The 24,151-nt window shown below is 71.1% G+C and carries 22 protein-coding genes; 2 read left to right on the forward strand and 20 right to left on the reverse strand.

Annotated elements, in window-relative coordinates; translation table 11 throughout:
- Positions 1-23: 23 nt before the first annotated feature.
- The 14 genes from VKZ50_21450 to VKZ50_21515 all read right to left on the reverse strand — a co-directional run bounded on the left by VKZ50_21450 (position 24) and on the right by VKZ50_21515 (position 13,134).
- Positions 24-656: a DNA-3-methyladenine glycosylase gene (locus VKZ50_21450; GenBank protein HLJ62295.1), complete on the reverse strand. Its 633-nt coding sequence runs from the start codon at positions 654-656 to the stop codon at positions 24-26.
- On the reverse strand, positions 653-2,377 hold the full coding sequence (polX, locus tag VKZ50_21455) for a DNA polymerase/3'-5' exonuclease PolX (protein HLJ62296.1): 1,725 nt from the start codon (positions 2,375-2,377) through the stop codon (positions 653-655). The genes VKZ50_21450 and polX overlap by 4 nt, the downstream gene beginning before the upstream one ends.
- Positions 2,378-2,908, reverse strand: coding sequence for a CvpA family protein (locus VKZ50_21460; protein HLJ62297.1), 531 nt, complete (start codon positions 2,906-2,908; stop codon positions 2,378-2,380).
- A 31-nt stretch (positions 2,909-2,939) separates the two neighbouring features.
- Positions 2,940-5,219 (reverse strand): phenylalanine--tRNA ligase subunit beta, encoded by a 2,280-nt coding sequence (locus tag VKZ50_21465; GenBank protein HLJ62298.1) that lies wholly within the window; start codon positions 5,217-5,219, stop codon positions 2,940-2,942.
- 11 nt (positions 5,220-5,230) lie between these two features.
- On the reverse strand, positions 5,231-6,256 hold the full coding sequence (locus VKZ50_21470; GenBank protein HLJ62299.1) for a phenylalanine--tRNA ligase subunit alpha: 1,026 nt from the start codon (positions 6,254-6,256) through the stop codon (positions 5,231-5,233).
- Positions 6,257-6,604: 348 nt separating this feature from the next.
- Complete coding sequence (locus VKZ50_21475) at positions 6,605-6,733, reverse strand: YqzL family protein (protein ID HLJ62300.1); 129 nt, start codon at positions 6,731-6,733, stop codon at positions 6,605-6,607.
- A 226-nt stretch (positions 6,734-6,959) separates the two neighbouring features.
- Positions 6,960-7,772 (reverse strand): RNA methyltransferase, encoded by an 813-nt coding sequence (locus tag VKZ50_21480; GenBank protein HLJ62301.1) that lies wholly within the window; start codon positions 7,770-7,772, stop codon positions 6,960-6,962.
- A gap of 61 nt (positions 7,773-7,833) precedes the next feature.
- Positions 7,834-8,187, reverse strand: coding sequence for a 50S ribosomal protein L20 (gene rplT, locus VKZ50_21485; GenBank protein HLJ62302.1), 354 nt, complete (start codon positions 8,185-8,187; stop codon positions 7,834-7,836).
- Positions 8,188-8,217: 30 nt separating this feature from the next.
- Entirely contained in the window at positions 8,218-8,415 is a 198-nt protein-coding gene (gene rpmI / locus VKZ50_21490; GenBank protein ID HLJ62303.1) for a 50S ribosomal protein L35, read from the reverse strand.
- A gap of 52 nt (positions 8,416-8,467) precedes the next feature.
- Complete coding sequence (infC, locus tag VKZ50_21495; protein HLJ62304.1) at positions 8,468-8,995, reverse strand: translation initiation factor IF-3; 528 nt, start codon at positions 8,993-8,995, stop codon at positions 8,468-8,470.
- Positions 8,996-9,280: 285 nt separating this feature from the next.
- Complete coding sequence (locus tag VKZ50_21500; protein ID HLJ62305.1) at positions 9,281-11,539, reverse strand: SpoIIE family protein phosphatase; 2,259 nt, start codon at positions 11,537-11,539, stop codon at positions 9,281-9,283.
- Between the two features lie 86 nt (positions 11,540-11,625).
- Positions 11,626-11,988, reverse strand: coding sequence for an STAS domain-containing protein (locus VKZ50_21505; protein ID HLJ62306.1), 363 nt, complete (start codon positions 11,986-11,988; stop codon positions 11,626-11,628).
- A gap of 25 nt (positions 11,989-12,013) precedes the next feature.
- Entirely contained in the window at positions 12,014-12,295 is a 282-nt protein-coding gene (locus VKZ50_21510; GenBank protein HLJ62307.1) for a hypothetical protein, read from the reverse strand.
- Between the two features lie 11 nt (positions 12,296-12,306).
- Positions 12,307-13,134, reverse strand: a complete 828-nt coding sequence (locus VKZ50_21515) for an S-methyl-5'-thioadenosine phosphorylase (GenBank protein ID HLJ62308.1) — start codon at positions 13,132-13,134, stop codon at positions 12,307-12,309.
- A gap of 379 nt (positions 13,135-13,513) precedes the next feature.
- Here VKZ50_21515 and VKZ50_21520 point away from each other — a divergent pair, with 379 nt between their 5' ends.
- Positions 13,514-14,698 (forward strand): iron-containing alcohol dehydrogenase, encoded by a 1,185-nt coding sequence (locus VKZ50_21520; GenBank protein ID HLJ62309.1) that lies wholly within the window; start codon positions 13,514-13,516, stop codon positions 14,696-14,698.
- Positions 14,695-15,357, forward strand: coding sequence for an HAD-IA family hydrolase (locus VKZ50_21525; protein HLJ62310.1), 663 nt, complete (start codon positions 14,695-14,697; stop codon positions 15,355-15,357). Before VKZ50_21520 ends, VKZ50_21525 begins: the two co-directional genes overlap by 4 nt.
- A gap of 22 nt (positions 15,358-15,379) precedes the next feature.
- Here the strand turns inward: VKZ50_21525 and VKZ50_21530 are convergent, their stop codons facing one another.
- Genes VKZ50_21530 through VKZ50_21555 form a run of 6 tightly spaced genes read right to left on the reverse strand, consistent with a single transcriptional unit; the run spans position 15,380 to position 24,149 of the window.
- On the reverse strand, positions 15,380-18,130 hold the full coding sequence (locus VKZ50_21530; GenBank protein ID HLJ62311.1) for a VWA domain-containing protein: 2,751 nt from the start codon (positions 18,128-18,130) through the stop codon (positions 15,380-15,382).
- Positions 18,127-19,932, reverse strand: coding sequence for a VWA domain-containing protein (locus VKZ50_21535; GenBank protein ID HLJ62312.1), 1,806 nt, complete (start codon positions 19,930-19,932; stop codon positions 18,127-18,129). The genes VKZ50_21530 and VKZ50_21535 overlap by 4 nt, the downstream gene beginning before the upstream one ends.
- Complete coding sequence (locus VKZ50_21540) at positions 19,929-20,843, reverse strand: DUF58 domain-containing protein (protein ID HLJ62313.1); 915 nt, start codon at positions 20,841-20,843, stop codon at positions 19,929-19,931. Before VKZ50_21540 ends, VKZ50_21535 begins: the two co-directional genes overlap by 4 nt.
- Positions 20,844-20,851: 8 nt before the next feature.
- A complete protein-coding gene (locus VKZ50_21545) occupies positions 20,852-21,865 on the reverse strand; it encodes a MoxR family ATPase (protein ID HLJ62314.1) in 1,014 nt (337 codons plus the stop codon).
- On the reverse strand, positions 21,862-23,445 hold the full coding sequence (locus VKZ50_21550; protein HLJ62315.1) for a hypothetical protein: 1,584 nt from the start codon (positions 23,443-23,445) through the stop codon (positions 21,862-21,864). Before VKZ50_21550 ends, VKZ50_21545 begins: the two co-directional genes overlap by 4 nt.
- Entirely contained in the window at positions 23,442-24,149 is a 708-nt protein-coding gene (locus VKZ50_21555) for a hypothetical protein (GenBank protein HLJ62316.1), read from the reverse strand. The genes VKZ50_21550 and VKZ50_21555 overlap by 4 nt, the downstream gene beginning before the upstream one ends.
- Positions 24,150-24,151: the final 2 nt, after the last annotated feature.

Consider the following 24,151-nt stretch of genomic DNA (forward strand, 5'->3'; position numbering starts at 1 on the left):
CCGGCACCGGCCGGCGCGCCGCGTCAGCGCACCGGCCGCGAGAGAAAGGGCGATCCGCGCTCGACGAACCGCCGCCGCGCGTCCGTTGCCACCGAGATGCCGATGCGCGGCGTGCGGACCACGGCCGGCGGGCGCGGGCCCCGAGCCAGATACAGCGGCCCGGCGACGAGGTCCGCGCGGTTGTCCGCGAGCGTGATGCCGAGCGCCTGCGTGAGCCGCCCCGGACCGCTCGCAAGCAACCGCGCGTCGCCGACCCCACGCCGACGGCGCATGAGGTCCAAGCCCGCGATGGGCTCGAGCGCACGGATGAGCACGGCTCCGGCGCGCCCCTCGGGCTCGGTCACGACGTTCACGCAGGCGTGGTTGCCGTAGCTGAAGTACACGTACGCGGTTCCCGGCCGGCTCCACATCACTTCGCTGCGCGAGGTGCGCCGGTACGCGTGGCTCGCCGGATCCCGGGGGCCCAGGTACGCCTCCACCTCCACCAGGCGTCCGGCGGTCCGCCCCTCCACCGACTGGTGCACCAGGTAACAGCCGACGAGGTCACGCGCCACCGCGAGCGTACTCCGGGCGAAGAACGCACGCGGCAGCCGGCGAAACGCGCGCGGCGGCATGTCCGGCGGCACCGTGACCGACGGCCGGCGCCGATGTGTCATCCGCGCAAGAAGTCGAGCAGCGTCGCGAGCGGCCAGGCGTTGATCACGTCTTTCGGCTCCACCCATCCCCGTCGCGCGGTGCCGACGCCGTATTCGATCTGCGCGAAATGCTCCTTGCGGTGGGCGTCGCTGCCGATCTCGAACAGCACGCCGCGGTCCCGCGCGAGGCGCACGTGCGTGTCACGCAGGTCGAGGCGTTCAGGGGAGGCGTTGATCTCCAGCACCGTCCCGGTCTGGTGCGCCACGTCCACCACCGCCTCCATGTCGAGGTCCATCGGCTCGCGCTCGCCCACGAGTCGGCCGGTGGGATGACCGAGCACGTCGAGGTGCGGGTGCTCCAGCGCGCGCACGACGCGCCGGGTCAACGCCTCGCGCGTCATCTGCATCCGGGAGTGCACCGACCCGATCACCAGGTCGAGCGAGGCGAGCACGTCGTCCGGGTAGTCGAGCGATCCGTCAGCGAGAATGTCCACCTCGGCACCGATCAGGACGCGGATGCCTACCCGCTCGCTGACCTCCGCGACGGTCCGGACGTGCTCCCGCAGCGCGTCCACGGTCACACCGCCAGCGAACTTGAGCGACTGAGAGTGATCGGTGACGCACACGTAGGCGTACCCGCGGGCCTTGGCGGCCCGCGCCATCGCCTCGACAGCATCCTGCCCGTCGCTCCACGTCGTATGCATGTGCAGGTCCCCGCGGATGTCCTCGAGGGCGACGAGCGCGGGCAAGGCGCCGCGCTGTGCGAGTTCAAGCTCGCCCTGCCCCTCGCGGATCTCGGGAGGCACCCACGGCAGCCCGACCGCGCCGTAGACTTCCTCCTCGGTGCGCCCCGCGATCCGCCGATCGTCTGCGAGGGTGAACACGCCGTACTCGTTGATCTTGAGCCCCCGGCGCACGCCCATCTCGCGAAGTTGCACGTTGTGGTCCTTGCTCCCGGTGAAATACTGCAGCGCGGCGCCGTACGCGTCGGGCTCCACGGCCCGGACGTCGCACTGCACGCCCAGTCGGCCGAGGATCACGCTGCTGCGCGTCGGCCCGCGCGAGAGAACCTCTCCGACCTGCGGCAGGCCCACGAAGGTGTCCATCACCGCCTCGGGCGCCCGCGTGGCCACGACGAGATCGATGTCCGCGATCGTGTCGCGCATGCGTCGGAGGCTGCCGGCGAGGGCGAGCGCCTCCACGCCGGGCGCGCGACGAAGCGCATCCTCGATCGCGTGCGCATACGGCAGCACGGCGCCGAGCGGATGGCGGGTCCCCTGGCGACGCCGGCGTTCGATACCGCGGAGGATGTTCGCTTCGGTCTTCGCGCCCATCCGGGGAAGCTCGCGGATCTGCCCGGCGAGGGCGGCGCGCTCGAGCGCGTCCATGTCGGCGATCCCGAGGTGATCGAACAAGAGACGCGCGGTCTTGGGGCCGACCTCCGGGATCGTCATCAGCTCCGACAGCCCCCGCGGAAGCTCGCGCTGCAGCTCTTGGTGGTACCCGACGGCGCCGGTCTTGAGGTATTCCTCGATCTTCTCCGCCAGCTTCGCCCCGATCCCTCCGACCTTGCGCAGGTCACCGCGCTGCGCGATCGTGGCGACGTCCTCGCCGAGGCTCTCGAGCGCACGCGCGGCCCGTCGGTAGGCGTTGATGCGGAACGTCGACTCCTGCTTGATCTCCAGAAAGTCGGCGATCTCGGAGAAGACTCTGGCCAGCTCCAGGTTGTGGGACGTCGGCACCTAGAACGTCGCGCCGCCGGGCCCGATCCGCGGCACGCGCACAGGAAGCACCGGAAGCAGCATGGTCGTGACGCGGGCGCCTCCGGTGAGCAGGTACGGCGCAACCATCGAACGGGACGCGTCGGCCGACACGACGGCTCGAAACGGCGCGGCCAGACTCACGGCGAGCAGCGCGGCGACGAGTACCAGACCTCGCACGGCGCCCAGCAGCGCGCCGACCAGCCCGGACGCGGGGAACGGCAGCCCGCCCAAGGCCAGCCGGAGCAGCAAGGAGGTCGGCCAATAACACACGAGCCAGATCAGAAGAAAACAGCCCAAGGCTCCCCACGGGAGCGGGACCATCGGCAGGAACTGCACCACACCCCGGGCGGCGTCGGCGTAGAGTGCGGACGCGGCAAAGAACGCGGCCACCAGGGCGACAAGATCGGCGAGCCCGCCCCATACCCCGTAGCGGGACCCCCGCAGGACCGACACCAGCACGATCGCCAGCGTCACCCAGTCGATCCAGTTGAGTACAATGGTCCGGGACATCTCGCCGGCCGCCTCTCCCTCCGGGTCCGCGTCACTCGCGGAGCTGGGCCCCGGCCTCCGTGCGTAGCGCTATTCGGACCTGTAGCATAATTTCCTCTGCCTCCTCGGCAACCAGCGTGCGGTCGGGCGCCCGCAACCGCAGCCGGTAGGCAAGGTTGCGGTGGTCCCGCGGGATCGGCGCGCCGGTGTACACGTCGAACAGGTCGATCGCTTCGAGCAGCGGCCCGGCCGCCGCGCGAATGATCGCTTCGACCCGGCCCGCGGGCACCGTCTCCGGCAGGACCACGGCGAGGTCGCGTTCGATTTCGGGGTAGCGCGGCAGGCCGGTGAACGTGCGAGCCGGCACGAGCGATCGCGGCACGGGCGGGACGGGCATCTCGTCGCTCACGCGGTCGTCGCCTCCTCGACCGCCGGCGAGCGCGTACAGCGCTTCGAGATCTATCTCCGCGAGATACGCACGGTGCGGCAGTTTGTGCGGCGAGGCGAGATCCGGATGCAGCTCGCCGAATCGTGCGACGAGCCGGTCGCCGATCCGGACCTCCGCCGAGCGGCCGGGATGCCACCACCCCGCGCGGCTCAACGAGGGCGGATCTCCGCTCCCAGCGGAAGCGGGTCGCTGCCGCTCCGCGGACTCACGGACCTCCGCCACCTCGTGTGCCGGGACCGCGAGCTCGGCCAACAGCGCATCCAGGATCCACCGAAGGTGGTAGAAGTCCACGACCGCCTGATCCGCCGGCACGTTCCATCCGGCGCGCCAGCGGCCTGTCGCGGCGATCGCCAGGCTGCGCCGCTCGTCGGGACCGCTGCCCGCGCCCGGTAAGAACACACGGCCGAGTTCGAACACCTGCGCATCCGCGATCCGCCGCGCGGCGTTGGTGGCGAGCACCGCCAGCGCCCCGGGGATCAGCGATCGGCGGAGCGCGTTGTGGTCCTGGGTCAACGGATTCGCGATTGCGACGAGCGGCTCGGTATCGTCGGCGTCCGGCGCGGCGCGGACCAGCGTGAGCGTCATCGCTTCGACGAGGCCGCAGCGTGTCAACACGTCGCGCACGCGCCGGTCGGTCGCCAGCGCGGGCGCCACGCTCCCGGGCGTCGTGTCCCCGATGGGCAGCGTGGGTGGGACGCGGTCGTAACCGTACACGCGGATGACTTCTTCGATCAGGTCTTCCTCCACCACCACGTCCGGCCGAAATGTCGGAGCCTGCACGGTCAGCGCGCGGCCAGGCGTCACCCGGCATCCGAGCGCACGGAGAATGCGGACCATCTCACGAGGAGCGATCTCAACGCCCAGCACCGACACCGCTCGGTCGGGTCGCAGACGGATCGTCTTCGGGGTCACCAGTCGAGGATACACGTCCACCATGCCGGGGAGCACCCGTCCGCCGGAGGTCTCAGCGACAAGCACCGCGGCCCGCATCTGCGCCCGCGGCGGCCCGTTCGGATCAGCGCCCCGTTCGAACCGTGCGCCAGCCTCTGTGCGCACGCCCAACCGGCGTGCGGCGCGCCCGATCACGAGAGGATTCCAGTACGCGGCCTCGAGGAGGACCGTCGTCGTGCGCGGCCCGATCTCCGTGTCCGCGCCGCCGATGATGCCGGCGATCGAGACCGACCGCCGATCGTCGGCGACGACTAGCATCTCGTCGTCGAGCGCCCGTGTGACCCCGTCGAGCGTCTCCAGCGTCTCGCCCGGCCGCGCACGCCGCACGACGAGCCGGTGTCCGGCGACGGCGTCGTAGTCGAATGCATGCATCGGCTGACCGGACTCCAGCATCACGTAGTTGGTCACGTCCACGATGTTGTTGATCGCGCGGACGCCCGCGGCCTCGAGCCGGCGCTGCATCCAGGCGGGCGACGGCCCGACGCGAACACCCTCGATCACCGTGGCGGTGAACCGGGGGCACCCCACGGCGTCCTCGACGTCGACCCGCACCCGATCCTCGGCCGTCGCGCGCGCCGCGGCCGCGGCAGCCCCGATGGGGGCCGCCCCACGGCGCGGGGATGTGGCCGCTCGGCCGGTCCGCCGGCGCGGACGGGCCAGCGACGCCCCTTGCCGCCCCTCCGTCCGCGGGTCGGGGTAGCCGTGGGGATAGCGCAGCGGGTGGCCGAGCAGCAGCGCGACCTCGCGGCCCACCCCGAGCACGCTCATGCAGTCGGGACGGTTGGCCGTCACCTCGAGGTCCAGCACCACGTCGTCGGCGACGTGCGCGATCTCCTCGGCCGGAAGCCCGACCCCCGCAAGGCGCTCCGCAAGCACTTCGGGCGCCACACCCACCGTCACGTACTCCCGCAGCCAGTCAAGCGGTACCCGCATCGGCGCTCCCCTCAAACCTGCCGCAGAAAGCGGAGATCGTTCTCGTAGAACAGCCGGATGTCGTCGATCCGGTGTCGGAGCATCGCGGGCCGCTCCACGCCCATGCCGAACGCGAACGCGGTGTAGCGTTGCGGATCGATCCTGGACATCTCGAGGACGCGGGGATGAAACATCCCGCAGCCGAGGATCTCAAGCCAGCCGGACCGCTTGCACACGGCGCACCCCCGGCCGCCGCAGATCACGCAGGAGATCGCCATCTCCGCGCTCGGCTCCGTGAACGGGAAGTACGACGGCACGAACCGCGCGCGGGTCTCCGGTCCGAAGAACGCCTGGGCGAAGTGCAGCAGCACGCCTTTGAGATCCGAGAAGCGCACCCCCTCACCGACCATGAACCCGTCGACCTGCTGAAACATCGGCGAGTGACTCGCGTCCACCGGGTCGCGCCGGTAGCAGTGCCCGTACGAGATCGCCCGCATCGGTGGGCGGCGGCAGTCCATGACGTGCACGTCCACGACCGTCGTGTGCGTGCGCAACAGCCACTCGCCCCCGAGGTAGAACGAGTCTTGCGCGTCGCGCGCAGGATGGTACGGTGGCATGTTCAGCCGCTCGAAGTTGTCGTGGTCGCGCTCGACCTCGGGGCCCTCGACGACTTCGAACCCGAGCCCGAGGAAGATCTGCGCGACGTCCTCCATCGCTCTCGACAGCACGTGCGTCCGGCCCGACGCAAGCGGACGCCCGGGCAGCGTGACATCGATCCGCTCGTCCGCGAGCCGTGTCTGTCGCCCCGCAGCCGCCAGCGTCTCCGCGCGGCGCTGGACGGCGTCCTCGACTGCGGCTTTCAGCGCGTTCAGCACCTGGCCGAGCCGGGGACGGTCCTCCGCGGACGCGCGCCCGAGCGCCCGGAACGCCTGGGCGATGACGCCCTGGCGGCCGAGATATCGGACGCGCACTTCCTCCAGCGCCGTCTCCGTCGTGGCGTCCCTGCACGCCTGCTGCGCCTCGCGCTCGATCTCCGGGATCCGGTCCAACTCCGTCATGCGCCCTCCTCCGGCGCGCTGCGGCGCGTCCGGTTCGGCAACAAAAAAACGCACCTCCGTCCAAGGGACGGAAGTGCAGCTTCCGCGGTCCCACCCTTCTTCCGCCCGCGATCGTAGGGCCGCGGACGACACTCGATGCACCCCGGGGTACGGGCCGGGCGCCCTGTCTGCCTACAGGCGGCGATCCGCCGCGGTCAGCACACCGCTCGGGAGTGAACGTGCGCGGCGAGGAACGCGGGCCGGCTCGCAGTCGGTGACCGGCCCTCCCTTGGCGCCGCGATCTCGCGCACCCTCTCCGTCATCGCAAAACAACTCGCTGCGATTGCCCGCCGACCCGGCGTCGTCGGGTCAGTTCAGGATCGGCACGATCCAACGCGGATGCCGCGTCGTGAGCTGTCGGTACAGCAGATACGCCCAGACGGAACCCGTGGTCTCGAATACGCGCCAGAAGCACTCCGGCGTCCACGTGATCTCCACCGCGCCCCTCCTGCGTGCCACGTACGTTTCTGGGGGCCCCGAAGGAAACGACCGCCGTCGCGGATGGCCCTCTGAGGTTGGTCCCAGTATAACACAGCCTCGCTGGCTGCGTCACGCACTCAGCCGCGGCGGGTAGCTGTTCAATGATTTTGTCACCCCGGAACTGCTCAGTGATTCTGTCACCCTGGGAGGATGGACAGGGAGACGATCACCGGACGCGCGTGCGTTAGGACAGACCCGCGGCGCGGTAGAGCAGAATCGCCGCCGCAGCGGCGACGTTGAGCGACTCCACACCGTCCGCGATCGGGAGGCGCACGGCCTCGGCGCCGGCGCGCCACCACGCTGCGTCGGCGCCCGCGCCTTCGTTGCCGAAGATCATCGCCAGCGGCCGATCGAACGACGCCTCGGCGACCAGCCGCCCGCCGCGCGGGGCCGCCACCAGCAGCCGAACGCCTCGCCGGCGCAGCTCCTCGGCGGCCGTCGCGGCGGTCGCCGCGTGCAGGAGCGGCATGCGGAACGCCGTGCCCGCGGATGCCCGCAGCGCCTTCGCACCGAACGGATCCGCCGCGCCGCCGACCGTCACCGCGCCCGTCGCCCCGACGGCCGCAGCGGTACGCAGAATCGCCCCCACATTTCCGGGATCCTGGACGGCGTCGAGCACGACGAGCAGCGCGTCCGGCCGGTCCAGCTCGGAGGGGGACGCCGGCGCGGGCCTCCGCGCGATCCCGAGCGCGCCCTGAGGCGTCTCGACCTGCGCCACCGCGGCAAACACGTCGCGCGCGACGAGTACTTCGCGCGCGCCCAGCGCCTGCAGATCTCGGCGCAACGGCGCGTAACGCGCATCGCCGGCGGCGTCGGGCGTGTAGACGACGGCCTCGAAGCGTGCACCGGCCGAGGCGGCGGCGGCGAGCGCGCGCCACCCCTCAACGGCCACGCGGTCCGCCTCCCGGTGCGGCGAACGCAGCAGCGCGCGCAGATCGCGGATGAATGGATTGCCGCGGCTCGTGATCACGACACCCGACCGTGCCAGAGAGCGCATACACAAGGCCCTCCCCGTGTTTGGGGAGGGCCCTCCGCGCGCATCGCGTGCACGTCCGCGGCTACTTGTCGACTTGAGCCCGTTTGACGAGCGCCTCGAACGCGTGACCGTCCCGCACCGCGAGATCGGCCAGGATCTTCCGGTTCACCTGGATGCCGGCGCGGCGCAACCCGCAGATCAGGCGGCTGTACGAGGTGCCGTGGGTTCTCGCCGCCGCGTTGATCCGGGCGATCCAGAGACGGCGGAAGTCGCGCTTCCGCGCGCGCCGGTGCGCGTAGGCCTGCGCCAGCGCCCGCAGCACCGTCTGGTTGGCCATCTTGAACCAACGGCTCTTCTTGCCCCAGTATCCCTTGGCCAGCTTCAGCACCTTGCGGTGCCGGTGTCTGGCCGCCATCCCTCTCTTTACGCGTGCCATCGAACGACCCCCCTCCTCACAAGCTACGCGCTACCTGTACGGGAGCAGCCGCTCGATCCGCGCCGCATCCTGCGTTCCGATCTCCCGTGTCTGCCGGAGCGACCGCTTTCGCGATCCCCGCTTGTGCTCCATCAGGTGCCCGCCCAACTGACGGCCGCGTATCAGCTTGCCGCGGCCGGTGACGCGAATCCGCTTCGACGCGCCCCCGTGTGTCTTCAGTTTCGGCATCTCGTCCCCCCTCCCGCCCGACGCCCGACGGCGCCCGACGCTGCGAGTGGTGCTAGGTCTTCTTCGGTGCGAGGATCATGATCATGTTGCGACCCTCCATCAGAGGCTGCCGCTCCACGACCGCGACCTCGCCAAGTTGCGTGGCCATCCGGCGGAGAATCTGCTCCCCGACCTGGGGGTGCGCCATCTCGCGCCCACGGAACCACATCGACACGCGAACTTTGTCGCCGTCCTTAAGGAACCCGCTGACCGCCCGGGTCTTGACTTGCAGATCGTGTTCCCCGATCTTCGGGCTCAGCCGCATGCCCTTGAGTTCCGACGTCTTGGACTTCTTGTGCGCCAACCGTTCGCGCTTGGCCTGCTCGTACTTGTACTTGCCGAAATCCATGACGCGGCAGACCGGCGGAGACGCGGTGGGCGCGACCTCCACGAGATCGACCCCGGCCTCTTGAGACTTCGCCAGGGCGTCTTGCAGCGACAAGACACCTAACTGCTCGCCGTTCGCTCCAATCAGCCGGACCTCGCGGGCCCGGATGCGATTGTTGATCCGCGTCTCGCGCTCGCGCTCTACGGGTGTGATGGGTGTTCAGCCCCCTTTGCATCCCATACTCGTCGTGCCGGTACAAACACAGAAGAGGATGGCGACGCCATCCCCTCCACATGCGTACGTTCTGTGGTGACCTTACCGGCAACCGCACCCGAGGGCTGGCGTCGTAAGGTGAGAAGCGGATGGCTTCTGCTTAGAATGGGCTCACTATAGCATACGTGCGTTGGAGCGTCAACGGACGCGCCACGCCGGGCGCGAGATGTTACGAACAGCATGCCGGGCCGCGCCGGAGCCCTGGCAACCTGTCGCGCTGCATGTTCACTGTGGGGGAGGCACGTTCGTGCCCCACGGCAGCACGCGGACCACCACGAGCGCCTGGTCGTCCCTCGCGCCGTCGCCGCTCCATCGTGCCACGGCGTCCATAACGCGGTCGGCGATGTCCTCTGGTTGGGCGTGACGGTGCTCCACGACGTGCTCGGCGAGCCGCTGTTCGCCAAACTGCTCGCCGTCCGCGCGCCGCGCCTCCGTGATCCCGTCGGTGAACAGCACCATCAGATCGCCGGGACCCACGCGCGTCTCGATCGCCGCATAGTGTGCTCGGGTCTCGACGCCGAGCAGCAAGCCGGGCGCCTCCAGCGTGACCGGGGCGGGCTCGCCGGCGCGCAGCACCAAGGGCGCCGGGTGCCCGGCGCTCGTGCAGCGCAGCGTCCCCGCCTCCGGGTCGATCACGCCGTAGAAGAGACTGACGAACAGATCCGACGCCGCGTCCTGCGTAAGCACGGTATTCATCCGTGCCAGCACCGCTTCGGGCGGCCGCCCGTCGAGCACAAACGCCTCAAGCAGGTAGCGGGTGCGCGCGGAGAGCGTGGCGGCGCGAATCCCCTTGCCCGAGACGTCTGCGATCGCAAAACCGACCTGTCCCTGCCCCAGCGCCAAAACAGCGTAGAAGTCGCCGCCCACCTCGCGGCTCGGGACGTATCGTCCGGCGACTGCGAGGCCGGGGAGGCGGACGCTCGGCGTCGGGAGCAGCGCCTGCTGTATCACCCCGGCGATCTCCTGTTGGCGCTCGTAGGCGCGCGCGTTGTCGACGGCCAGGGCGACGCGGTCCGCGAACGCTTCGATCAATCGCACGTCTTGGGCCCGGAACTCGCGCGCTTCGTGGGACACGATCTGCATGACGCCAATGACCTTCCCACCCACGCGCAGCGGCACGCTCGCCGCGGCTCGCACCCCCTGCGCGAGCAGTCGGGGATCGAGCGCCCGAAACGCCTCTTCGCCCGAGAGCACGAGCGCGCGCCCGCCGTCGGCGACCCGTCCGGCCAGCCCCTCGCCTCGCGGCAGCCGGCGCACGCCTGCCGCGCCCTGGCCGGACTCCGCCGGAACGACGAGGTCGCCCGTGGCCTCGTCGACGAACCACACCGTCCCGCCGTCGGCGCGCAGCGCCGAGGCGATCTGTTGCACGAGCGTGACGAGCAACTCGCCGAGCCGCACCGTCGAGAGCGCGGCGTCGCTGACGCCCTGGAGCGCGTTCATCTCGTCGTGGGACCGCGTGAGCCGTTCGCTCATCTCGTCGAACGCCGCCCCGAGTTCCCCGAGTTCGTCGGTGCGGCGAAGCCCCACGCGGTGGCCGACCTCGCCGCGTCCGATCGCGCGCGCACCCCGCGCGAGCGCGAGGATCGGGGCACTCAGCTCCGCCCCCAGCACCCACGCCAGAAACAGCCCGAGCCCAACCGCGGCGAACACCCACTCCAGTTCTTCCTGCGCGGCCCGGCGCACCGGCTCCAGCGCCGAGGTCTCCGGTTCCAGGACGACCGCGGCCCATCGTAGGTTCGAGATCGGCACCGCCGCGCCAACCTCGCGCGCGCCGGCACCGTTCTCCTGGTACCCCTCGATCGTCCGCGGCTCGCCGCGGAGCGCAGCCTGAACGGCCGGGAGCGCCGCGAGCGAGTGCGCCGACCTCGCCGGCCGCCGCAGATCGAGGACGATGCGGCCGGCATCGTCGACGATGACACCGTCCATGTCCGGCGCAAGCGCCGTCGGCAACACCGGCCGCACGCTCGTCAGGTCGACGATGCCGTCGACGACGGCGGCCAGATGCTGCGCCTCGGTGATGCCGGTGGCGACTTCCAACCCGGGACGGCCGGCCGAGACCCGCACGGCGCCGGTCGCCCAGGGCGCGCCCGCCAGCACCGCGGCGAACCCGCGGCGGGTCACGACGTTCGCGTAGGGGTCCCCGGACGGGTCGGCCGCCTCTACATGGCCGTCCGGCAGCACTAGGCCGAGCCAGAGGAAGGACGGGTCGTAGGCGCGGATCGACGCCAGCAACTGCACGATGCCGACCACCGGATACGGCTGGCTCTCCACCGCCGATCCCGCGGCGAGCTCGGCGTGCACCGTGTTGTCGATGAACGTCGAGACGTCCGAGGCGAGCGCGCGCGCGGCGTCCTGCTGGGTCCGAAGCACAACGTTCCGCCGGGCTCGGTCTTGCTCCACGGTGAGGAGGACCCCGAGGACCAACACCGGGACCATGCAAATCAGGATGACGCCCGCGATCTTACCGCGGATGCCGAGCCGCATCACCCTCCCCCCGTCGGACGGCCCCAGGTCGGCAAATCGATCCGGGCCCGCGGCGCCTCAGCGACGCTGCCGTTCGAGTAGCGCGCCTACGGCCGGCCGGACCCGTGCGTCCTCGCCTTCTCGATGGCCTCAGGTTCGGTGGCGCAGATCGGGAACACCTGGTCCAGCCCGGTGATCGAAAAGAGCTTCGCGATCTTCGGCTGCGTCGACACGAGCGCCAGCGCGCCCTCGCGTTCCCGGATCCGCTTCAACGCCGCGGTCAGCACGCGCAGGGCGGTGCTGTCCATGTACGTCGTCTTCGACAGGTTCACCACGACGAGCGGCGGCGCGCCCGCAGACCCCCGGGCCAGCGCTTCCTCCAGCCGGGGTGCCGTGTAGAGATCCACTTCGCCCGCAACGTCGATGACCGTGACGGTTCCCTCCGTGCGGGCTCCGATCTGGAGTTCCATCACCGTCCCTCCCAACCGATGCGGCTCAATCGTCCTCGCGGACGACTGTCGCGGCTTGGTAGAGCGCGATCCCCTTGTTCGCCACCGCCGACGCCACGAACCCGAGCAGGAACAAGAACAGCCCCTTGCTCGCAACGGCGAGTGCGGCGTCCCCGGTCGACCGCCCCGGAACCGACCCCATGAGCGCGCCCGACGCCACCAGCTCCAGGTACGCCAGGTAGAATACCGCCAGCAGCAGGAGCACGCCGAGCGCGAAGACGATCATGCCGGACGCCCGTCCCACGCCGTCCCGCCCCACCCCCGCCATCCGATCACCCCCTAGTCCGGCCGGGCGTGCGCCAGCGCCGTCTGGCACGGACACACCCGCGTGCGGGGGAGTCGCTCGACCATCGCAAACAGGAGCCGTCGGACCTGTTCGATATTTCCCTGCATGACCTTGATCACGGCCTCATGCGTCACCGGCGGTGCCGTCGGGTCGTCCTCGACGCCGACGTCGTAATCGGTGATCAACGAGATGTTCACGTAGCACATCTCCAACTCCCGGGCCAAGTACCCTTCGGGATAGTTGGTCATGTTGATCACCTCCCATCCCTGCGCGCGGAACCAGCGGCTTTCCGATCGGGTGCTGAACCGCGGCCCCTGAATCACGACCATCGTCCCGCCGTCGTGCACCGAGATCCCAAGCTCGCGGGCGGTCGTCACCGCCGACCGCCGTAGCGTTGGGCAGTACGGGTCCGCCGCGGACACGTGCGTCACCACCGGCCCATCGTAGAACGTGTCGGCGCGCCCCCACGTGCGATCCACGAACTGGCTGCAGATGACGAACTCCCCGGGCTTTACGTGCGCCTGCAGGCTCCCGGCGGCACACGGGCCCAACACCCATTCCACGCCAAGCGACTTCATCGCCCAAACATTCGCACGGTAGTTGATCCGGTGGGGCGGCAACCGATGGGTCCTGCCGTGTCGCGGGAGAAACACGACACTGCGTCCCGCGATCTCCCCGAGCGTGAGCACGTCGCTCGGCTCCCCGTACGGAGTGTCCACCGTGTGCTCCCGCGCGCCCTCGAGCAGCGAGTAGAAGCCGGACCCGCCAAATACTCCAATCTCTGCGTGCGGCACCCTCTCCCTCCTTACCCGTGGTCGCATCGGTCGAAACCCGCCGCGGCAGCGCGACCGAGGCGCCGCGTCGCGGCACAACCGCCCCGGCTCGATCAGACGCCCACGATGGCCAGCCGCGCTAACATGCGGCGCGTGGACCGAGGCCGACCCAGCGTCGACGCGCACCACGTTGGGAACCCCTGCGATGCGCGCGGCGGGAACCGCCCGCACACCCGAATCACGTCTGGGAGGGCGCCGGAAGGCGGCATACCTGAGCGATTCCGCTCCACGCCGATGCCGTTCGCGTGGCTGTGCTCCCGGCGGTGAAATTGCGCGCGAAACCGCCACGATGGTATCATCTCGGGTGACGGTGGGTCAACTCGCGGCCGTGCGAATGCCGCGCCCGCCGCACATCCGGAGGTGCGTCATGTCCGCGCGCTCCACCCTGCACGACGAAGCCCGCCCGTTCCGCGGGCCGAGCCGTCTCTGGTACGGTATGGGGGCCGCCGCACACGCGGCGGACTGCGCGCGGGAGCTGGGCATTCCCTCCGGCCCGGTCCTCGTCCTGACCGACCCCGTCGTGGACAAGCTCGGACTGGCCGACGACGTTATCGCAAGCCTCCGCGAGGCCGGGTTCGCGCTGCACCGTTTCTCCGAGATCCCCGGGGAACCTACTGTGGAAGTCGCCGACCGCGGCGCCGCGATCGCCCGCGAGCTCGCGCCGGTTCTCATCGTCGGAGTGGGCGGTGGAAGCGTCATGGATGTGGCGAAGCTCGCCGCCGCGCTCATCGGCAACCCCGGGAGCGTGCTTGACTATACGCACTTCGGCCGCAAGCGCTTCGCCGGGCCGTCGGTGCCTACGATCCTCGTGCCGACCACCGCCGGCACCGGTGCGGAGGCCAGCCAGAATGCGGTCGTCACATCGGGCTCGAGGAAGGCGTTCGCCAACAACTACCCTCAACTCCTCGCCGCGGGCGCGTTGCTCGATCCGCGCCTGACCGTCTCGCTGCCGCCGACCGTCACCGCGCACACCGGCCTCGATGCCCTGAGCCACTGCGTTGAGGGAATCCTCTCCACCAATGCCACGGCGCTGACGGATCTCTCCGCCGTCCAGGGCATCGGGCTGATCGTGCGTTCGCTCCCGCGTGCCTACGCGGCCGGGACCGACGCCGAGGCCCGCGCGGGGATGGTGCTGGCCGCGTACCTCGGCGGACTGTCTCTCAACGCGGGCATGGTGCTCGGCCACTCGATCGCCTACACGATCGCGAACCGGCTCCACCTGCCGCACGGCTTCTCATGCGCGCTCGCGCTCCCGTACGCCATGGCGTACAGTCGTGAGACCGCCGCGGCGCGCCTGCGGCGAATCGGCGAGGCGGCCGGGACGGATGGGGCCGACGCGGTGCGCGCGGTCGAATCGCTCTGCCACGACCTCGGCATGCCGGAAGCGCTCAAGACGCTCGGTTTGGCGCGCGAACGCCTCCCCGAAATGGTGACGGAGTGTCTCGAGCAGTACCCGCGGCCCAACAACCCGCGGCCGCTCGACCCGAGCGTTCTCCTGTCGCTCTATCAGGCGATGTGGGACGGACGGCCCGCGCACGCGTGGGCGTCGTGAGCGGACGCGGTGAGGCACGCCGTCCGGCCGCGATCCTGTTCGACCTCGACGGCACGCTCCTGGACAGCGCGGAACTGATCATCACCGCGTTCCAGGAGACGTGCCGATTCCACCTCGGCCTCGACATCGACCGCGGGCTCATTCTTCGGGCGTGGGCCCGGCCGATCCGCGAGCGCTTTCACGCGCTCGCGCCGGACCGCGACGAGGAACTGTCGCAGGACTACCTAGAGCGGTACGTGGCGCTCCACGACCGATACGCCCGGCTGTTTCCGGGCGTGCCCCAGACGCTCCAGGCGCTGTCCGACCGCGGGTACCCGATGGCGATCGTCACCTCCAAGCGCCGCGCGACGACGCGCGCGGCGCTGGACGCGTTCGACTTGGCCCGGTGGTGTTCTGCCGTCATCGTCGATGAGGACACCCGGCGCCACAAGCCGGACCCGGAGCCGGTGCATGCGGCCGCGGGCCAGCTGGGCGTGACGGCTGCGGAAACGCTCATGGTGGGCGACACACCGTTCGACGTCGCTGCGGGCCGGGACGCCGGCGCGGCCACCGCCGGGGCCTTATGGGGCGCCGTGGATGCGGACGCCCTCCGTGCCCATCGTCCCGACTATATGCTCACACAACCAGAGGATCTGCTGACGATCTGCCCGTCGCCATAGCGGATCGCGGTCCCACGGGCGGTCACGGCCGACGCCCGGCACGCAGCCTGGCGATGTACAACCTCGCCGCGTGGTCCATCGACGCGGCACGGAGGCGCTCCTCTTCGGCGAATTTCGCCTCCTCGGCGGCCCAGCGGTCGGCCTTCTCGTAGGCGTCGTCTTCGATGCGCCGTACCGGATCTGACACCGCACGCTCGCCTCGCACGAACGCGGCCGCCGCGGCTGCAGCGCCGCCGAGACGGTCCGCGATCGCCGGCACACGGCGGATCGTCACCTCGGCGAGCAGCGCCGCCACCGCCAGTGCCGCGACCGGGGGCCAGGCGTCGCTTGTCCCGCGGCCGTGCCCCTGGCGGAACGCCTCGTCGGGCGCGTGCAGCAGGATCCCCCCGGTGGCCTCCGCGAGGTGGGCCAGAAGCGCTGGGTTCCCGCCTGGCTCGCGGAGTTCCGGCGAGTACGGCACGACGAGCCCGGCCGCGCGCGTGCCCACGGGGCCGCGCGCATCCCGTGCCGCGACGGTCACCGTGTATACCCCGGGCGTCCCCGCGGGCCACGACGCCTCATAGCGACCTGGCGCGGTCTGCATCATCTCGATGACGTGGCCCGCGCTGCCCGGGGCGTCCAATTCGGCCTCCACGCGCAGTCCGTCCCAGGGCACACCGTCCGGCCGCCGCGCGTCCACGGCCACCTGGCCAGTCGCCCCGCGAGGATCGCGCGTGAGCGACACATAGAGCCCGCCGCCGGGGTCGCGCATCGTCCACCGCACCGCCTGCGACCAGAAACGCGCCGCCTGCGGCCATGCCGTCCACGGCGCCGTCCAGCGCGTGCCGTCGTCCGACGTGAACGCAACGGTGCGCCCGAGCCCGTAGCGCCACGTCGCGAGGACGGGATCGCGCCTGGGGCCCTGCAACGCAACGTCGGCCGCGGGCTTCGCGACCGTGGCCACGTATCCTGCGATCGCCGGCGGGATCGCAAGACCGGCGAGGGTCGGCGCCGGCCCGCCGCGGACAAGCGGTGTCGGTTCCTCGACGAGGTAGGATCGGACGGCGATCAACGCCTCGGTCGTGAAGATCTGCGGGATGGCGTACAGGTCCTTCGCGACGTAAGATCTCCCGCCGGCCCAGCGGGCCAAGTTGCGCATGAACACCAGATCGGCGTCACCGCCGATGGCGACGGTGCTGATCGTGATCTTCTTGCGGGCGAACGCCGTCGCGAGCGTGTGAAAATCGCCGGGATCGGTCAGACCATCGCTCATCACGATGATGTGGCGGACTTTGGCCGGAGACGTCTCGAGAAACTTGCCGGCCGCCGCGAGCGGAGGGTACATCAGCGTCCCGCCGCCCGCCTCGATCCGGGCGACTTCGTTCAGGATCCGATCGCGACTGCGCGCTTCGGTCGGCGGAACGAGCCAGCGGAATGTCTGGTCGAATGTGATCACGCCGACCTGATCGTGCTCGCTCAGCAAGTCGATGACCGACGAGGCGATCTCCTTGGCCAGCGCCACCTTGGCAAGCTCCGTACCGAACGCCTCCATGCTGCCCGACGTGTCGATGACCAACACGACCGCCACCGTCGGAAGCGCAGTGGTCTGCCGCACATCCATCCGGACCGGGAGCGCCGTCTCGAGCGGGGTCCCGGCGTACCCGCCGACGCCGTAGCTCCGCGGACCGCCGATCGCGACCAACCCGCCGCCGAACGCACCGACAAACGTCTTGAGCGCCGTCTGCTGCGCGGAGCTCAGATCGCCTGCCGCGACGTTGTCCAGCACGACGCTGCCGTAGGGCGCCAAGGCCGTCGGCAGCGTCGGCACGCCGTCCGGGGTCCGCACGTCCACCGGAAGCCCTTGCCTGGCCAACCAGTCCGGGAGCACGCTCGGGTCGTTCGCGACAAACAGCACGCGGGGCGCGCCCTGCACCACGACCAGCGCCTCACCGTGCTTATTGCCCGGCAGCGAATCGGCCGATGTTGTGACGTCGACGCGATACCGTAGGAGCGCCTCGCGCGTCGCCCGGTCGTCGAACGACACCGCGGTCTCGCCGGGGGCGAGCGACACGTGGCGGGTGGCGACCGGCGTCCCATCCCGACTCCACGTCACCGTGGCGTCCGCCGGCACCGTCGCGCGCAGGACCGCGCGGACCTGGTACGCCTCCCCGACGTGCACCTCGGCGGGCGCCACCACGTCGTCCACGAGCACCACGGCGGGGGCGGCCCCGGCGAGCGGCACGGCGTCGACGGCGATTCCATCGGCGGCCGCGCGGCGCGCGGCCGCCGCGGCGTCACCGACGTTCTCGGCCCCGTCGCTCAGCACCACGATCCGCCGTGCGCCTTCGCGCGGAAGGATCTGCCGCGCCAGGTCGACTGCCGCGCCGATGTCGGTGGCGTCGGGCTGCGGCGCTGCCTCGAGGCCGTCCACCGCCGCGTGCGGCGCAACCGGAAACTGCAACAACGGCGCACCCGCAAAGGTCACGACGCCGGCCTGGTCCTCCGGGTGCATGCGGGCCAGCGCGCCGGTCACAAACGCGGCTTCCGCGCGGCGCTCGTCCGGCGTGATGCTCGCCGACCGATCTACCGCGAACGCGACGCGGACGCCCGCCGACGGCACGGTCATCGTCGGCCCGGCAAGCGCCAGGATGAGCAGGGCGAGCGTTGCGGCCCGCAACGCCGTCGCAATGCGCCAGCGACGTCCAAGGCGGCGCCGCCCCAGCCACCAAACCACGAGCACAAGCGGCAGCAGCGCGAGCCACCAGGGATGCTGGAGCGCGATCGGCAGCGTCATGCGTCGCCCCCGCGGCGCCGCGTCGCGAGCGCCCACTCGCCGAGCACCGCCGCAGCCGCGGCCGTCAGCAGCCACGGCCAGAGCGGCACGTGAACCAGCACGCTCCCGGGCACCACCGATGCCCGGGACCCGGGCGGCGCCGACTCAGCGTCGGCCGGTGCGCGCCCGGGATGGATCACGCCCGCGTCCCGCCCTCCGATCGTAGCCGCGAACGTCCGCTCGCCCGCCGCCGTCGAGAACCGGTAGAGACCCGCGCGCACCAGCGGCGGCAGCACAAAGACCCCGTCGGTGGGGTGGAGGTCGAAGCGCCGGCCATCCGGCGCAACGAGCGTCGCGGCGGCCGCGCTGCCGGCCGGAATCTGCACCTCGTCCCCGGCGGTCGCGCCGTCGACGCCGCCGCCGAGCCACGCCAAGCTGTTGCGGACGAGAATCGGAAACGCCACGTGCGCCGGTAGATCTGAGTCCTCGAGCGCGAACCCCAGCAACACCGCGCGCACGCCCCGGCCCTCGTACTCCCACAGCAGCGGCGTTTGGCCAGCCGCGAGCACACGCCCGCCCTCGGGCACCAACGTAAGGGCCCGGTTGATGCGCACGTCGCGCAGGTCCACGAACCGGAGGACCGGGTCTTCGCGGTCCCACGTCGCGATCTCCGGCTGGGGCGTGACGCCAGTCGCGCTGACGGGCAGGTTGGGCGGCACCGAACCGATGACGAGGTAGTTCCCCGGAGGCAGCGGCCCAGTGTCCACCCGGTCGAGGATGACGACGTCAAAAGCGGCCCACGCCGCGGGGTTGACGGTCTCGGTCGCGACGGCACGCGCCACCGGCAAGAGGCGGAGCACGCGCTCGAGCGAGGGGTTCCCGCGGCCGACCAGCAGCACCGACGGCAGCGGCGTCGGCGCGAGGACCGCCGTCGCATCATCGTCCTCCGGCAGCATGTCGCGGACGGCAAGGTGGGCGCGCAACACGCCCGCGCCGGCGACGGGAAACACGGCAGTCCGACTGCCACCGGCCTGCAGCTCCAGCGTCGCGCGATACACCAGCGTCTCTCCGAGGCGGACTTCGAGCGGCACGCGCCGGGCTGCGCTCCCGTAGTTGTCGACGCGGACGAGCGCTTCGGGCGTCGGGGCGTCGCGAAGCACGCGCAACTCCGTGATCGCCACGTTGTCGTCGGACGTCCCGACGATGCGGTAGGTGACGCCCGAGACCGCGGGCAGCGGGCCGCGTGCCGCGTCGGTCCACACGACGATCTGCCCGTTCGGCCCCGGCCGCTGCGCAGCCGCCACGGTCACCGCTGCGGCGACGTCTCCGGCGGCGTCCCACGGCTCCGCGTTGCGCAGGGCCGCAGCCACCGCGCGGAAGTCGTCGGTGATCGGCGCGAGCACCACCGGGTGCGGCGCGGCCAGGACAACCGCGGCGCGCTGACCCAGCTGCAGCCGGGCGACGAGCGCGAGCGCCTCCCCGCGCGCCCGGTCGAACCGGGTCGGCGACACGTCCCGCGCCCGCATCGAGAGCGATCCGTCGAGCACGAACACGACGTCGCGCCCCGCGACGTTCCGGCCAACCAGCGCCGGCCGCGCGAGCCCGGCGACAATCGCCGCGACCGCGAGCAGCTGGAGCAGGAGCAGCAAGCCGCGCTCAATGCGCCGTGACGGCCGGTACGCGGCGAGGGTCGGTACCGAACGTTGCCACAACAGGATGCTGCTGACCGGGTGGTCCCGTCGCCGCACGCGGAGCAGGTACAGCAGCACCAGGAACGGCAGCGCGAGAAGCCCCCACAGCGCCGCCGGGGCGCCGAGGCTCACCGAACGAGTCCCGCCTGTCGCAGGTAGCGGAGGACGAGCGCATCCGCGGGCACCGATGACGCGGTCCGGACATAGTCGATGCCGTGGCGGAAGCAGAATCGCTCGACGGCGAGGAAGTAGGCGTCGCGCGCCTCGGCGTAGGCACGCAGCGCTTCTGCGTCGACCGTGATCTCGACCGCGCGACCGGTTTCGACGTCCACCAACCTGAGGTCGCCCGCGAGCGGCGGCGCGATCTCCTCGTCTGCGAGGATCTGAATCAGGAACGTTTGGAACCGCTGTTGTCGCGCGTGCAGGAGTCCGGTCTCGTAGCCGTGAGGATCAAGCAGATCGGAGATGACAATCAACAATCCCCGGTGGCGGCTTGCCTTCAGGTGACGGCGCATGGTCTGGCCGAGGTCGGTCCTCCCGTCGGCTGTGAGCCCGTCTAGGAAACGCAGCAGGTCGAACGCACGGCCGCGGCCGCGCAGACGTGCCAGGCTGGGACCCCGCTCCGAGGTGAACGCAGTTACCCCGACGCGATCGAGGTTGCTGAGACCGATGTACCCGATCGCGGCGGCGACGCGCTTGCCGAGCGCGAGCTTGCTGGGCGTCCCGACCGCCATCGACGCGCTCGTGTCGAGCAGGAGCTGGACGTCGAGGTCCTCCTCCTCGCTGAACAGCTTCACGAAGATGCGGTCGAGCCGGGACACGATGTTCCAGTCGATGTAGCGGTAGTCGTCGCCGGCCTGATACGCGCGGTAGTCGTCGAACTCGATGCCCCGCCCTCTCGCGACGCTGCGCCGCTCGCCGCGCTGCTGGCCCTGGACCCGGCGCCGGGTGATCAAGCTCAACGTCTCGAGCCGCTGGAGAAACTCGGGGTCGAACAGGCTTGCCTCGTGCGCACCGGTGCCGGCCGGAGCGGTGGGCGTCACGGGCAGCCTTACGCGCCGGCGGCCGGCGTGGGGACGGCGCCAAGCTCCTCGATCGCCTGGCGCACCAGGTCGTCCGCGTCCACGCCTTCGGCCTCGCCTTCGAAGCTGAGGATCAACCGGTGCCGGAGCGCCGGGAGCGCGAGCGCCTGGATGTCCTCGACCGAGACGTTCAGACGTCCCTGGACAAGGGCGCGCACCTTCCCCGCGCGGATGAGCGCCTGCAGGCCGCGCGGACTGGCCCCGTACCGGATGAAGCGCTTCGCCGACAACGACGCCTGCGGCGACGCCGCGTGCGTGGCCAACACCAGCCGCACCGCGTAGTCCCGAACGTGAGACGCGACCGGCACCTCGCGTGCGATCGCCTGCATGCGCAGGATCGCCGCGGCGTCGGCCACCTGGCGGGCCGTCGGATCCTCCGGGCCGGTCGTCCGCTCGGCGATCGTCCGCAGGTCGTCCAACTCCGGGAACGCGACGCGGAGCTTGAAGAGGAACCGGTCGAGCTGGGCTTCCGGCAGCGGATACGTGCCCTCCATCTCGATCGGGTTCTGCGTCGCCAGCACGAAGAACGGTTCGTCGAGAGGGCGGGACACCCCGGCGGTCGAGACCGCATGCTCCTGCATCGCTTCGAGGAGCGCAGACTGCGTCTTGGGCGTCGCTCGGTTGATTTCGTCGGCCAACACAATCTGGGCGAACACCGGACCGGGCTGGAACTCAAACCGCCGGCGGCCGGCGTCGTCCTGGACGATCAGGTTCGTCCCGAGGATGTCCGCGGGCATCAGATCTGGCGTGAACTGGATCCGCGAGAAGCGAAGGTCCAGCGCCTGCGCCAGCGTGCGGACCAGCAGGGTCTTGCCGAGCCCGGGCACGCCCTCGAGCAGCACGTGACCGCCTGCCACAAGCGCGGTAACCACCAGATCGAGGAGCGACTCGTGCCCGACGATGACCCGGCCGAGCTCCTGACGCACGGCGGCGAACGATCGACGAAACTCGTCCACGTCGCGGGATCCGGCTGGCTCCGTCACGGTGTGCCTCCCTGAGTCTCGAAGTACTGCCGGACCAACTGCAGGAACGTCGGCGGCAGCGGCGCTTCCGACACGGCGCGGTCGAGTTCGTGCGCCACTGCGGCCGGCGGGCGCCCCGCAGGCAGACGCGACGCCCCGCCCTGTCCTGGCGCGACGATCTCCCGCATCGACGACGGGCCCTCGCCCGGAGCACCCTGGACGTACGCCGGCACGCGCGTGCCCTGCAGCCGCGGTGTCGCCGCCCCGAGCTGCGGGCCGGTGCCCTGCCCCGGCAGGCTCCCCTGGTTCGGACCGGGCGGCGGCGGCGCGCCGGTCTCGTCCGTCGTGCCAGAGGGCGGATTCGGTCCGGACGCCTCTGGCGGCGGCGCGCTCGGGGACGGCTCGCCGGACACCGGGGCGTTCGCGCCCCCAAGCGGTCCCTGCTCGGCGATCCGCGCCGCGGATTGCTGCACGTTCTGCCGCGCATCGCCGAGCGCTTGCTCGTCGCCGAACATGCGCTCCAGCCCCTGGAGATCCTGCATCGCCTCGTTGAGGGACCCGGACGCCGCCGCGAGATGGCCTTGCGCCGCCTCCCGGCGCGCCTGATTGATGCGCTCGCGCGTGGACACCGGAGCATTCATCTGATCGAGAGACTCCGACAGCGCCCGCAGTTGGGTCGAGAGGGACTGCGGGTCGACCGGAGTCCCGCCGCGCTCGAGCTGGCCCGTGAGCGCCCGCACTTGGCGGACCGCGGCGTCCAGCCGCTGCAGGCGCTGGGCGTCCGTCCCGGCGCGAGACGCCGGCGTCGGTCGTGACGGCGTCCCGGGTGCCGTGGTCTGAGGCAGCGACGCGTCGAGTTGGCGCTGCAAGAGATCCTGCGCCGCACCCAGTTGCCGGGCCACATCTCGCACCGATCCGAGGGCCTGCTCGCGATCGATCCGCGGTCCTTCGAGACGATGACCGAGCGCCTGCACCTGGGGCGCGAGGCGCTCGGCTTCCGGCAGCGCCTGTGACCGCCCCATCGCCTCCAGCCGCCGGCCGGCGACGACGATCGACTGCCCTTCGCGGTGGACGATGGCGAGCGCCTTCGCCGCGGGCGTCGCGGGCAGCGACCATCCGACAAGAAACTGGGCCCAGAGCAGGAGCAGCAGGCACGCAGCGCCCGCGAGCCACGTCTCGCGCGGCACGCGGAGCGGCGCCACCGCCCGCGGCTCCACGCCCTGCGCCGCGATCACGGCGTCGGCCACTTGGAGGCGCGCCAAGCCCACCGGTCGTGCAGAACGCCCCAGCAGCTCGACGGCCGTGCTCAACCGATCATGCAGGCCGGCGCGGCGATCGGCAAGGCGCGCCGCGACCGCCGCCGACGGACGGCACCGCCATACCAGCACGAGCCACGTCGCCGCAAGGACCGCGCCGGTCGCGATGGCGCATCGGCCGAGCGGAAACGGCACCGGGACGATCATCGTCGCGAGCGCCCAGAGGAGCAACCCGCCGCCCGCGGCGACTGCGGCGCGCGCGACGATGCTCCACGCGGCCGCGATCCCGATCCGCACCGCAACGCGGTGGAGCAGCGCATGCAGCTCGATCGCCTCGTGCGTCACGCCACGCCGAACCTCCGCAGCGCGACGTGCGCCAAACCGGTGCACACGAGCCCGAGCGCTGCGTAGCACGCGGCCGCCTGCACGGGAAACGTCCCCGCAACCGCCCAGGTGACGGCCACCACGGGGTTCGTCCACTGGACCTCGGCCGGGAGCGCCAGGGTGGCCAAGAACACGAGGACGAGCGTCGCCCAGTGCGCGAGCGTGCGTGCGAACTCGGACTCGCACACAATGCTGTAGAGCAGTCCGATCTGCGCCACGGCCCAAGCCTGCGCGACCACGAGCACGAACACGGCCGCGAGACCGGCGATCGGAGCTTGTCGGATTCCGAACGCGAGCACCAGCAGCGGGACGCCGAGGAGCAGCCAGTACACGATCGTGGCGAGCGACGCCAGGCTCTTCCCGACCACGATCGTTCGGCGCGAGAACGGCCCGAACGCGAGATCGATTGCGGGCCGCTCGCCCTCAACGGCGATCTCTTGCAGCGCACACGCCGACGCGAAGTACGTCACGAGCACCACCTGCACCCCCAGCAGCGCCATCCCAAGGCCAACGGGGTTACGCGACGGATCGATCTGGTTGAGTTCGGGCGGCAGCCCGAGCAGCATGAGCAACGCGAGAATGCCGAGGTACAGCAGCTCCATGGCGAGGACCTTGCGACTGCTGCCCCGGGCCCGGAGATCGCCGCGCAGGACGGCGTTGCTCACGA

This window comes from bacterium (assembly GCA_035295165.1).
Lineage (GTDB): Bacteria > Sysuimicrobiota > Sysuimicrobiia > Sysuimicrobiales > Segetimicrobiaceae > JAJPIA01.

What these genes read in the sequence shown, in the direction of transcription:
- VKZ50_21450 (HLJ62295.1), bottom strand. Translation starts at nt 656, where the DNA reads ATGACACATCGGCGCCGGCCGTCGGTCACGGTGCCGCCGGACATGCCG.
- VKZ50_21460 (HLJ62297.1), bottom strand. Translation starts at nt 2,908, where the DNA reads ATGTCCCGGACCATTGTACTCAACTGGATCGACTGGGTGACGCTGGCG.
- VKZ50_21465 (HLJ62298.1), bottom strand. Translation starts at nt 5,219, where the DNA reads ATGCGGGTACCGCTTGACTGGCTGCGGGAGTACGTGACGGTGGGTGTG.
- VKZ50_21470 (HLJ62299.1), bottom strand. Translation starts at nt 6,256, where the DNA reads ATGACGGAGTTGGACCGGATCCCGGAGATCGAGCGCGAGGCGCAGCAG.
- VKZ50_21480 (HLJ62301.1), bottom strand. Translation starts at nt 7,772, where the DNA reads ATGCGCTCTCTGGCACGGTCGGGTGTCGTGATCACGAGCCGCGGCAAT.
- rplT (HLJ62302.1), bottom strand. Translation starts at nt 8,187, where the DNA reads ATGGCACGCGTAAAGAGAGGGATGGCGGCCAGACACCGGCACCGCAAG.
- rpmI (HLJ62303.1), bottom strand. Translation starts at nt 8,415, where the DNA reads ATGCCGAAACTGAAGACACACGGGGGCGCGTCGAAGCGGATTCGCGTC.
- VKZ50_21500 (HLJ62305.1), bottom strand. Translation starts at nt 11,539, where the DNA reads ATGCGGCTCGGCATCCGCGGTAAGATCGCGGGCGTCATCCTGATTTGC.
- VKZ50_21505 (HLJ62306.1), bottom strand. Translation starts at nt 11,988, where the DNA reads ATGGAACTCCAGATCGGAGCCCGCACGGAGGGAACCGTCACGGTCATC.
- VKZ50_21510 (HLJ62307.1), bottom strand. Translation starts at nt 12,295, where the DNA reads ATGGCGGGGGTGGGGCGGGACGGCGTGGGACGGGCGTCCGGCATGATC.
- VKZ50_21515 (HLJ62308.1), bottom strand. Translation starts at nt 13,134, where the DNA reads ATGCGACCACGGGTAAGGAGGGAGAGGGTGCCGCACGCAGAGATTGGA.
- VKZ50_21520 (HLJ62309.1), top strand. Translation starts at nt 13,514, where the DNA reads ATGTCCGCGCGCTCCACCCTGCACGACGAAGCCCGCCCGTTCCGCGGG.
- VKZ50_21530 (HLJ62311.1), bottom strand. Translation starts at nt 18,130, where the DNA reads ATGACGCTGCCGATCGCGCTCCAGCATCCCTGGTGGCTCGCGCTGCTG.